This is a genomic window from Martelella radicis (genome assembly GCF_014196625.1).
GTDB classification, from domain to species: Bacteria; Pseudomonadota; Alphaproteobacteria; order Rhizobiales; family Rhizobiaceae; genus Martelella; species Martelella radicis.
On the sequence record NZ_JACIDZ010000025.1, the window covers coordinates 24478 to 34715 of the forward strand.

Here is a 10238-nt window from a genome sequence, read left to right on the forward strand (position 1 = left end):
CCGGCGGTGCGGACGCTCTGGAAGGGGCCGGCCATGGCCGAGAAAGCTATTCCGCTCGTGCGCATGAGCGGCATCTCCAAGGCGTTTCCGGGCGTCAGGGCGCTGGACAATGTCGATTTTTCTCTCAACGCGGGCGAGGTCCACGTACTGTTCGGCGAAAACGGCGCCGGCAAGTCGACGCTGATCTCCATTCTCGCGGGCGTGTACAAGCCGAGCGAAGGCGAAGTGCTGATTGACGGCCATGCGGTGCATTTCGCCTCTGCGCGTGATGCGCGGGCTGCCGGCATCGGCGCGGTCTTTCAGGAATTCTCGCTGGTGCCGACGCGATCCGTTGCCGAAAACATCTTTCTCGGCGACGAGCCGCTGACCGGCATGCTGATCGACCACGCCGCCATGCGCAATCACGCTCAGGACATCTTCGATGAAATGGGGTTTTCCCTCGATGTTCGCCGTCAGGTCCTGAGCCTGTCGCGCGCCGAACAACAGATGGTGGAGATCGCCAAGGCGATCCATGCCCGCGCCAAGATCCTGATCCTCGATGAACCAACCGCCTCGCTGACGGAGCGTGAAACGAAGGAACTCTTTCGGCTCGTGCGCAATGCGAAGGCCAGCGGAACCGGGATCATCTATATTTCCCACCGGATCCAGGAATTCACCCAGATCGCCGACCGCATCACGGTTCTGCGCGACGGCAAGCTTGTCGGGACCGTGGGCGCGCATGATCTCGACCACAACGCGCTGGTCGAGATGATGACGGGCCGGGCGATCACCGAGATCTATCCGGCGATTGCCGCAAATCCGGAGCCAGAACCGGTTCTTTCGATCCGGGGCCTGAAGGCTGCCGGCGTCGGCGGCGTCGATATCGATGTCCGCCGCGGCGAGGTTCTGGGGGTTGCCGGTCTGGTCGGCTGCGGCAAGTCCCGCGCCTTCCGTGCGGCCATCGGTCTTGCCGGTATTGCCGCGGGAAGCGTGACCTACAAGGGCAGGGATGTCACCGGCAAACCGCTGGCGAAACTCCTGGAGGACGGCATCTTCTACCTGCCCTCCGACCGCAAGGAAGAGGGGCTTATGCTGGGGGCGACGGCCGGCGACAATGTCGCGCTCGCAACGCTCGACCACAAGGAAACCCGTGGCCTCTTCGGCCTCAGACGACCGAAGGCGGTCAACCGGCTGACGGGTGAAATCGGCGCCCGCGTCGACCTGTCAGACGCCTATCTGGCGCGCACGGCCTCGAAACTTTCCGGCGGCAACCAGCAGAAGATCCTGTTCGGCAAGGGGCTCGCGGCCGATCGCGACGTCTACATTCTCGATGAACCGACGGTGGGCGTTGACGTCGGCACGCGCGCCGCCCTCTACCAGCTAATCAAGCAACTCTGCGAAGCCGGCAAGGCGGTGGTGGTCATTTCCTCCGACCTGCCGGAGGCCATGAACCTCGCGCACCGCATGCTGGTGTTTAGCCAGGGCCGGATCTCGGCATCGCTTTCCGGCGACGCGATCGAGGAAGAGACAATTCTAAAAGCATTTTTCCACGAAGAAAGGCAGACGGCATGACCAATGAAGCGGAAGCCGTGAAAACCACACGGCCGGGCGCCGGCTTTTCCCTCCGGCAGTTTTTCGGCGATGTCTTCCTGAAGCTCGGCGTGCTGCCCTTCTTCCTGGTCGCGGCGCTGATCATCTTCGCGCTGGCATCGCGGCAGTTCCTGACCGTCGACAATATCGTCAATGTGGCGCGCCAGTCGGTCTATCTCGTGCTCGTTTCGCTCGGGCAGATGATCGTTCTGGTCACCGGCGGCTTCGATCTTTCGGTCGGAACCGCAATTGCGCTCACCTCGGTCACTTCGGCAACCGCGATGGTCTATTTCGCCAGCGTGTTTCCGGAGGCCGCCTTTCTGGTGGTCACGCTCGGCATCCTGACCGGATTTCTGGCGGCCCTTGCCATCGGCGCGCTGAACGGTCTCGGCGTTGCCAAATTCGGCGTCTCGCCCTTCATCATGACGCTCGGCGTCCAGTCGATGGGGGCGGGCGTCGCGCTGTTCATCACCGGCGGCGTGCCAATCGGCGGTCTGCCCTATGCCTTCGGCGATTTCTTTGGCTTCGGCCGGATTGCCGGCGTGCCGGTTCCGGTGGTGGTCGCTGTGCTCGCCATCATCGTCATCTGGACGCTGATGAACCGCACCCGCACCGGCGCGCGCATCTATGCCGTTGGCGGCAACGTCAAGGCGGCGAAACTCTCCGGCATCAACACCGCCCGCACGCTTTTCACTGCCTATATGGTCTGCGCGCTTCTCGCCTCCCTGTCCGGCGTGCTGCTGACGGCCCGCGTCGAGAGCGGCGAGACCAATCTCGGCGGCACCATCGCGCTGGAATCGATCGCCGCCTGCGTTATCGCCGGCGTGTCGCTGCGCGGCGGCATCGGCCGGGTGGAAAGCGTCGTGCTCGGCGCCTTCTTCATCGTGCTGGTGCAGAACGGCATGAACCTGATGCAGATCGGCTCCTACATGCAGATGATCCTGCTTGGCGGCCTCCTGGTGCTCGCCGTGGTTATCGACCAGTTCCGCTACCGGATGCTGATCGGAGACAGATAAGCGGGTGACCGCCCGCTGCGGATGATGGCTCCAGCCCAGACTATCCACCGGCGCGCCTTCGCAGATCGTCTCTTCTGCCCTCTCGGTCTGCGGCAGGTGGCAAAAGGCGTTATCCTACGACGCCGGCCGGAAAGGTAAGAGCATGCCGACGCTCTGATGCATAGCCTTCGCGGCGAACTGCGGAGGGTCGTTCCCATCGCGATCCATGGTCTCAGTCAAGCGTTGCGCACTGCCGACAGGATCATCGTGATCGTGGATGGCCGCATGCCGGCCTGCGGAATGCCGGGCGATGTCCGCCGGATCGATGCCCGCATCGAGGAATGCGCCATGGACCATGACCGTCAATGGAGCGTCGTTTGCCTGAAAGATAAGGCCTTCGCTGACCTGGCTGCATGGCGCTGGAACCGGTCACCGTCCAGCGGCGTTCTTCTGAAGCGCAGAACCATCTGCGTACCGGTCGACCGGAACGCGTTGCTGGCAATGGTGCGCTGCCGGCCGTTTTCTCGCTATCAAGATTGTGACAATCTGACCGCGACGAAATCAACATCAGCATTTGCGTCCATGCCGGACAGCAGAACGGAAAGTCATGATCGAGTTCATCGGCCTCTCCCCTGCCATTGTGGCACTTGTGCTTCTGGGACTTCTCTTCGCTGCCTTCACGATCGAAAAATATCCGCCCGACGTCACTGCCGTCATCGGCGCTGCGCTGTTCATTGTCCTTGGGTTGGTGCCCGCGGATGATGTGATGAGCGTCTTTTCCAGCTCCGCCCCGATTACCATCGGAGCAATGTTCGTGGTTTCGGGCGCGTTGTTGCGGACCGGCGTTCTGGATGCGCTTGCCGACTTCATCGTGGGGCGTGCCAAGTCCCACCCGGTCCTTGCGATCATCATCTTCATTGTCATCGCGGCATCCGCTTCTGCCTTCATGAACAGTACGCCGGTTGTTCTTGTGCTTATTCCTGTGGTGGTTCGTCTTGCCGCAAGCCTGAGCGTGGCGCCCACGCGGTTGCTGATACCGCTCTCCTACACAGCCATTCTGGGAGGGACCTGCACATTGATCGGCACCTCGACCAATCTTCTGGTGGCGGGGGTCGCGCAACAGAATGGTCTCGAACCGTTCTCGATATTCGAGATCGCGCCGGTCGGCATCATTGCGGCGATCGTGGGTGGTATTTCCGTCTTCATTCTCGGCAGGTTCCTGCTGCCGCACCGTGAAACCGGCAAGGATGTCGGCGACGAAGAGACCCCGTTTCTGTCCGAGATCACCATTCTCTCCGATTATGCGGGTATTGGCAAAAAACTCTCTGAAGTCAACGATTTCCAGCGTTCCGGCATCCGTGTGACCGGCATCCGGCGCGGCAGCGAGATCGAGCGAAGCGAATTGCCCGAACGCGTCTTGAAGCAGGGAGACGCAGTGATCCTTATCGCTCCGACATCCGAACTCCTGACCTTCGAGGAACAGGCCGGTCTGCAGGTCGGCTTGCGACGCTCGGTCCTGCTGGAGCCGGACGCCGAAGTCCGGGTGGCAGAGGTCATCGTGTCGCCATCGCGCCGAAGTTCCGGCACGACGATAGCGAATCTGGCGCTCGGGCGACGCGCAGGCATGCGCGTGCTGGGGGCCTATCGCGCCAGTCATGTGGCGGGTCCCGACCTGCCCAATGTTCAACTGCGTCCGGCCGACAAACTTCTTCTTGAGGGTACGTCTGAAGGCTTCAGTGACTTGTCGAGGGTCGGCGACGTTGTGTCCGTCACGGAACCCGGCGGCCGGGCATTCCGGCGTCGCCAGGCTCCGATCGCCGTGTTGACCCTGATCGGTATCGTCACCCTTGCCGCATTCAATGTCTTGCCCATCGGCATCCTCGCTCTGCTGGGCGTCGCGGTCATTCTCGCGCTTCGCTGCATTGACAGTGATGAGGCATGGCAGACCATCGACGGGTCCATACTTGTTCTGATTTTCGCGATGCTGATCGTGGGCTCCGGCCTGGAAAACAGCGGCGCCGTCGAGCTGGTCGTGAGCATGCTGAAGCCGTGGTTGGAAAACCTGTCGCCGATGTTGATGCTGCTGGCGGTCTATTTTGTCGGCTCCATTCTGACGGAAACAGTCACCAACAATGCTGTTGCGGTAGTCTACACGCCCGTCGTCATCGCGCTTGCCACGCAACTCGGTCTTGATCCCCGGCCGTTTGTCGTGGCCGTGATGTTTTCAGCCAGTGCGAGCTTTGCGACGCCGATCGGTTACCAGACCAACACGCTCGTTTATGGCGCCGGCAACTACCGGTTCAGCGACTTCCTTAAGATGGGCATTCCGATGAACCTCATCGTCGGACTGACATCCGTTTTCGCGATAGGCCTGTTCTTCCCCATGTGACAGGGGGAAATACGGCTTGATCCGAGCCATCCTGCGCTCAGTGAAGAGAAGCAGATCATCCATCACGACCCCGACTTGGAGCGGTGTCTGTCGAACCGGCAACAGCCAGATCAGGCATCCCGGCAAAGGAAGCTCGGCGTCACAGTTCAGGATATTCGACCGGCTCTTTTCTAAGCACGGGCCGAACGGTTTCCGTATTCATGGTCATGATACTGGCCGCAAGACCGATCCTCCTGAACTCCGTAGGGCTGACACGGAAGTAGCGGCGAAACACTTTCGCGAAATAGTTCGGGTCGGCAAAGCCGGCCATGCCTGCAACTTCCTTGATCGTGCGCTCGCCGCTCGCCAGAAGCCGGGTTGAGTGTTTCAAGCGGCGCAAGAGCACGTATTCGGCAGGCGACATGCCCTCCGACTGGGCAAAAAGCCTTGAGAAGTGGGCGCGGCTGAAGCCCGATATTTCCGCCAGCCTGTCGACGGGCAGGGGCTTTTCCAGATTGGCGTCGATATAATGCGTGACCCGTTGCATGGCCCGGCTTTCCACCGGCGGCATCGCATGAGCGCCGAAGACTTCATCATAAAGCAGCATGGTCACTTCATAGGCAACCGTGGAGGCTCTGGCGGGGGTGTCGGTTTCCGATGAAAGCAATCGTCCGAGACAATCCGCAAGTCGGTCCACGGTGGTTTCCTTCAGCTTGAGCACGGGGCCGGTGGTCGCCAGAACCGCCCTTTGAATGCGCATCGCCTCCTCGCCATTGAGCGAGATCCAGAAGAATTCCCAGTGGCCGTCTTCCTCCACCCAGTAGCGGTGGTTGTGCGGGATGAGGGTGAGCATGGTTTCGCCGGGCCTGATGCGGAAGGTCTGGTTCTCGAAACGCAGGTTTCCCGCGCCGGCAATGGTGTACTGGATCACCGAGAACGGGCTTTGGCCTCGTCGCCTTCCGTCCCACTGATAGTCCGCTCGCGTGCGAATCTCGTAACCGGCACTGACCGGCATGGCATGCAGGTCCTGATGGCCGCGCGGCAGGGAGATCAGGCGTCCGATCGGCGCTTTCTCTCGCAATTCCTGCAGCACAAAATTACTCATGAAAGCACAATCCCTCTCTGTGATGTCCGGCCGAGTGCTGCATAATGATGGCCGGGAGTTTGAAATACAAGCGCTACAGGCAGTGCCTATCCGTCTGGCCAACGTCTTTCGCCAGGCCCGGCCGGACAAATCGATACTGCCCATAGCATCGGATTTTACCCTCTAAGTTGGCCGTCGTTTCAAGGAGGCGGATATGAGCGCTTTGAAAGCGGCCATTATCGGTGCCGGAAGTGCCGGCTTCGCCGAGACGATGCTTGAAAGGATCGTGGAGGCCAAAGGTCTGCCGACCAGGGTTACGGCGGCCGATGCTCGCCGCAAGGCCCCGGAAGGCGCGCTGGGTGATCTCTCCCGCGCAAGCTTCAATGCGAGCGGGGGCCGGCTATCTCTTCATCTCGCATGACCTGAAGGTCGTGCGGGCGCTCCGCCGCCGTGTCTGCCTCAGGCAGCACGGCAAGGTCGATGAACAGGGACCGGCGCGCGATGTGCCGGAAAACCCGCAGACCGAATACACGAAACGGCTGGTCAAGGCAGCCTTCGAAATTGTCGCCTGAATCTGAGGAATTTTGACATGGCAAGACAACCCAAGATCACCTTCATCGGCGCCGGCTCCACGGTTTTCATGAAAAATATCATCGGCGATGCGCTGCAGCGTCCCGCGCTGAACGATGCGTCAATCGCCCTGATGGACCTCAATCAGGAGCGACTGGCGGAAAGCGAGATCGTTGCCGGCAAGCTCGCCAGGACGCTGGGCTCGAAAGCCGACATCACTACTCATACCAATCAGCGTGCAGCGCTGGACGGTGCGGATTTCGTCGTCGTTGCCTTTCAGATCGGCGGCTATGAGCCCTGCACCGTCACCGATTTCGAGGTGCCGAAGAAATACGGCCTCCGGCAGACGATCGCCGATACGCTCGGCATTGGCGGCATCATGCGGGGGCTTAGAACCGTGCCGCATCTCTGGTCGATCTGCGAAGACATGATGCAGGTCTGCCCCGACGCCATCATGCTGCAATATGTGAACCCGATGGCAATCAACACCTGGGCGATCGCCGAGAAATATCCGCAGATCAGGCAGGTCGGGCTTTGCCATTCGGTGCAGGGCACGGCGGGCGAACTGGCGCGCGACCTCGACATTCCCGTCGAGGAGATCCGTTACCGGTCGGCCGGCATAAACCACATGGCCTTCTTTCTGAAGTTCGAGCATCGCCAGGAAGACGGCAGCTACCGCGACCTTTACCCCGACCTTGTGCGCGGCTACCGCGAGGGGCGTTTTCCGAAACCGTCTGCCTGGAACCCGCGCTGCCCCAACAAGGTGCGCTATGAGATGCTGACGAGGCTCGGCTACTTCGTTACCGAAAGCTCGGAGCATTTTGCCGAATATACGCCCTATTTTATCAAGGAAGGCCGCGAGGACCTGATCGAGAAATTCGGCATTCCGCTGGATGAGTATCCGGTTCGTTGCGTCGAGCAGATCGCCAGGTGGAAGGATCAGGCGGAGGAATACAGGAAGGCCGACGAGATCAAGGTCGAGCAGAGCAAGGAATATGCCTCGTCAATCATGAATTCGGTGTGGACCGGCGAGCCCTCCGTGATCTACGGCAATGTCCGCAACAATGGCTGCATAACCTCGCTGCCGGACAATTGCGCGGCGGAAGTGCCGTGTCTTGTGGATGCTTCCGGTATTCAGCCGACTTATATCGGCGACCTGCCGCCGCAGCTCACCGCGCTGATCCGCACCAATGTCAATGTGCAGGAACTGACCGTAGCGGCGCTTGTCAACGAGAACCGCGAACATCTCTACCACGCCGCGATGATGGATCCGCACACTGCTGCCGAACTCGATCTCGACCAGATCTGGTCGCTCGTGGACGATCTTCTGATCGCCCATGACGACTGGATCCCCGAATGGGCGCGGATCGCGCGGCAGGCGCGCTCGGCCTGAGGCGCCACATCGCTCCAGCCCTCGAACCGGGTGTCGAGACCCGGAGCGTTCACCCGGCGAGAGGCGATCGGATCGGCCCAAGACCGTCTCCACCCCAAGTGGGATTGGTCTTGCCATGGGCGGTGCAGTCGACGCCTTTGTGCCCAGCAGAGCCGGAAGACCGGATGGCGGCTTCTTGTCTCGATACCCATCCGCCGTTCTGCGATGCCTTCATTCTCGACATTCTGGTAGTCATCGGGACAATCCTGTTGATCGCCAGGGTGGGCGAGACGCCGTCGGCCTGGCACAGTGCGGGCATGCCGGGCGGCGATGAGGCCAACAAGGCTTTTGAGGACAAATATATTCCGCAGATCCGCCACCTTGGCTGAACCTTCGCCATCTCCGCATCCTTGACGGCCAGAACCGGTGGAAGCGGTTCTGCCTTAGCTTGTCAGGGCAGCGCTGCGCCCAACGGGCCGGTCGTTTTCCGTTCGACCAGCTGAACGCCCAGCGTGATGCGGCGGGCGGAATTGAAGGTTGCCAGCGATTGTTCCAGAAGCAGCGTTATAGCCAGGCGACCCATTTCCGCGCGATCCATATGCATCGTGGTCAGCGGCGGCGAGGCGTGTGCAGCGAGTGACAGATCGTCGAAACCGATGATCGACAGGTCGTCCGGCACGGAAAGCCCGAGGGAGGCTGCGGCCTGCATGACGCCGAGCGCGACCAGGTCGCTGGCGCAGAAGATTGCCGTTGGCCGCGGGGTGCGTTCGCGGAGGATTTCCGTGATCTTGTCGCGGCAGGAAAGCGTGAGGAGATCGGGGTCACCGACATCAATCACGTGATGAGCAGACGAAAAGGCAATGCCGGCCTCTTCCATGGCATCGCGGAAGCCAAGCATGCGGCGCTTCAGTGATTCCCGGTACAGATGGGTCACATGGACGATCTCGCGATGGCCGAGCTCCAGCAGATGCTGGGTGGCCGCCCAGCCACCGAAATTGTAGTCCGGCGAGACACTGGAGATCTGCATCTTGCGATCCATGCCGTTGACCAGCACCGCCGGGCGGCCGGTGGAGCGCACGGCATCGATGACCGGAGCCTCGTCGAGACCGACGAGGATTGCGGCATCGGCGCGGATATTGCGCAGGGTGTCGTAGTCTGCGCTTGAAGGATCGTTCGATGTCACCAGCGCCAGATCGATATCGATACCCTCTTCGCGGGCGCTTTTCAGCAGGCTGTCGATGATCTGGCCGTAGAACACGTCATTGGTGACGTATTTGTCCAGGGTGACAACAAGCGCGGAGGATATCCGCGTGGCAATGGTGGCTCGGCCGCTGCGGCCGCGATAGCCGATTTCCTCGGCGATGCGGGTCACCAAAGCCCGATTGGCGGCGCTGACGCCTTCCCGGTTGTTGAAGACCTTGGAAACGGCGGCAACCGACAGGCCGGCGGCTTCGGCGACATCTCTGAGCGTTGGGGCAGGCAGCGGTTTCGTCATGATCGGTCCGGTCGCTTGGTCTCTCTCTCTGCCGCCTTATACGAAACTTTCCGAAACTTTCCTATTCCCCTTGTGTGTCAAACGGGCTTTTACCAGAAAAACCGGTTATGACCCTCGGAGCGCATCAGCGCCTCCATGAAATAGTAGTCGCCATAGGGCAGCATCGTGTCACAGCGTCCGGCGGGCACATGCGCGGCGCCGTGAGCAAGAAAGCCCTGGGCGCCGGCCGTTTTCGTCAGGTCGCAGGTTGAAAGCAAGCCTGCGATAAGGCGATCGCCGAATGCGCGCCATCGCGCCGCTTCTTTGGTGGGAATGTCCTGGTCCGCCAGCAGGTAAAGTCCTGCCGCCATGACTGCGCCCGCCGAGGAATCGATGTAGGGCGTTTCGGTGTCGGGCAGATTGAAGTCCCAGACGGGAACGGCAGCGGAGCCGACCAGCGCCTCTGCTTTTGCTGAGAGCCTGCGGGCGACCTCGAGATGAGCGGGGTCTTTGGTTGCCGCATAACATTGTGCGAAGCCATGCATCAGCCAGGCCTGCCCCCGGGCCCAGCAGGATGAATCGGCATATCCCTGGTGGGTTTCACCGCGAATGGGTTCGCCGGTTGAAGGGTCGAATACGAAGGTGTGGAAACTGGTGTCGTCATCCCGGACAAGACAGGCGGCAGCCGTGGCTGCATGGATCTGCGCGACATCGCGATAGTCCTCAATGGCCGTCTCGCGGTGCGCCCAGTAGAGCAGCGCGAGGTTCTGCATCGTATCCGCAATCATCCTGCCATTGGCGAAGGC

The 10238-nt window shown here is 61.1% G+C and carries 9 protein-coding genes and 1 pseudogene; 6 read left to right on the plus strand and 4 right to left on the minus strand.

The window, feature by feature from the left end; translation table 11 throughout:
- Window positions 1-33 precede the first annotated feature (33 nt).
- Both GGR30_RS22285 and GGR30_RS22290 read left to right on the plus strand, forming a co-directional pair.
- Entirely contained in the window at window positions 34-1551 is a 1518-nt protein-coding gene (locus GGR30_RS22285) for a sugar ABC transporter ATP-binding protein (protein ID WP_183491324.1), read from the plus strand.
- Entirely contained in the window at window positions 1548-2585 is a 1038-nt protein-coding gene (locus GGR30_RS22290; protein ID WP_183491326.1) for an ABC transporter permease, read from the plus strand. Before GGR30_RS22285 ends, GGR30_RS22290 begins: the two co-directional genes overlap by 4 nt.
- Before the next feature lie 114 nt (window positions 2586-2699).
- On the opposite strand, the gene GGR30_RS22295 is transcribed toward GGR30_RS22290, so the two are convergent.
- Complete coding sequence (locus GGR30_RS22295) at window positions 2700-2930, minus strand: hypothetical protein (RefSeq protein ID WP_183491328.1); 231 nt, start codon at window positions 2928-2930, stop codon at window positions 2700-2702.
- Between the two features lie 241 nt (window positions 2931-3171).
- Between GGR30_RS22295 and GGR30_RS22300 the strand changes: the two genes are divergently transcribed.
- Entirely contained in the window at window positions 3172-4953 is a 1782-nt protein-coding gene (locus GGR30_RS22300) for an SLC13 family permease (protein ID WP_183491330.1), read from the plus strand.
- Between the two features lie 139 nt (window positions 4954-5092).
- On the opposite strand, the gene GGR30_RS22305 is transcribed toward GGR30_RS22300, so the two are convergent.
- Complete coding sequence (locus GGR30_RS22305; protein ID WP_183491332.1) at window positions 5093-6037, minus strand: AraC family transcriptional regulator; 945 nt, start codon at window positions 6035-6037, stop codon at window positions 5093-5095.
- Between the two features lie 345 nt (window positions 6038-6382).
- Here GGR30_RS22305 and GGR30_RS22315 point away from each other — a divergent pair.
- The 3 genes and pseudogenes from GGR30_RS22315 to GGR30_RS22325 all read left to right on the plus strand — a co-directional run.
- Window positions 6383-6588: pseudogene (locus tag GGR30_RS22315) on the plus strand (microcin ABC transporter ATP-binding protein); the annotation flags it as partial.
- A 17-nt stretch (window positions 6589-6605) separates the two neighbouring features.
- The gene (melA, locus tag GGR30_RS22320) at window positions 6606-7979 is read left to right on the plus strand and encodes an alpha-glucosidase/alpha-galactosidase (protein WP_183491336.1); all 1374 of its coding nucleotides are present in this window, start codon (window positions 6606-6608) and stop codon (window positions 7977-7979) included.
- A gap of 164 nt (window positions 7980-8143) precedes the next feature.
- Entirely contained in the window at window positions 8144-8347 is a 204-nt protein-coding gene (locus tag GGR30_RS22325) for a phosphoheptose isomerase family protein (RefSeq protein WP_183491338.1), read from the plus strand.
- 62 nt (window positions 8348-8409) lie between these two features.
- Here the strand turns inward: GGR30_RS22325 and GGR30_RS22330 are convergent, their stop codons facing one another.
- Window positions 8410-9453: a LacI family DNA-binding transcriptional regulator gene (locus GGR30_RS22330; protein ID WP_183491340.1), complete on the minus strand. Its 1044-nt coding sequence runs from the start codon at window positions 9451-9453 to the stop codon at window positions 8410-8412.
- Between the two features lie 89 nt (window positions 9454-9542).
- The coding region (locus tag GGR30_RS22335; RefSeq protein ID WP_183491342.1) for a glycoside hydrolase family 88 protein at window positions 9543-10238 on the minus strand (696 nt) is incomplete at its 5' end.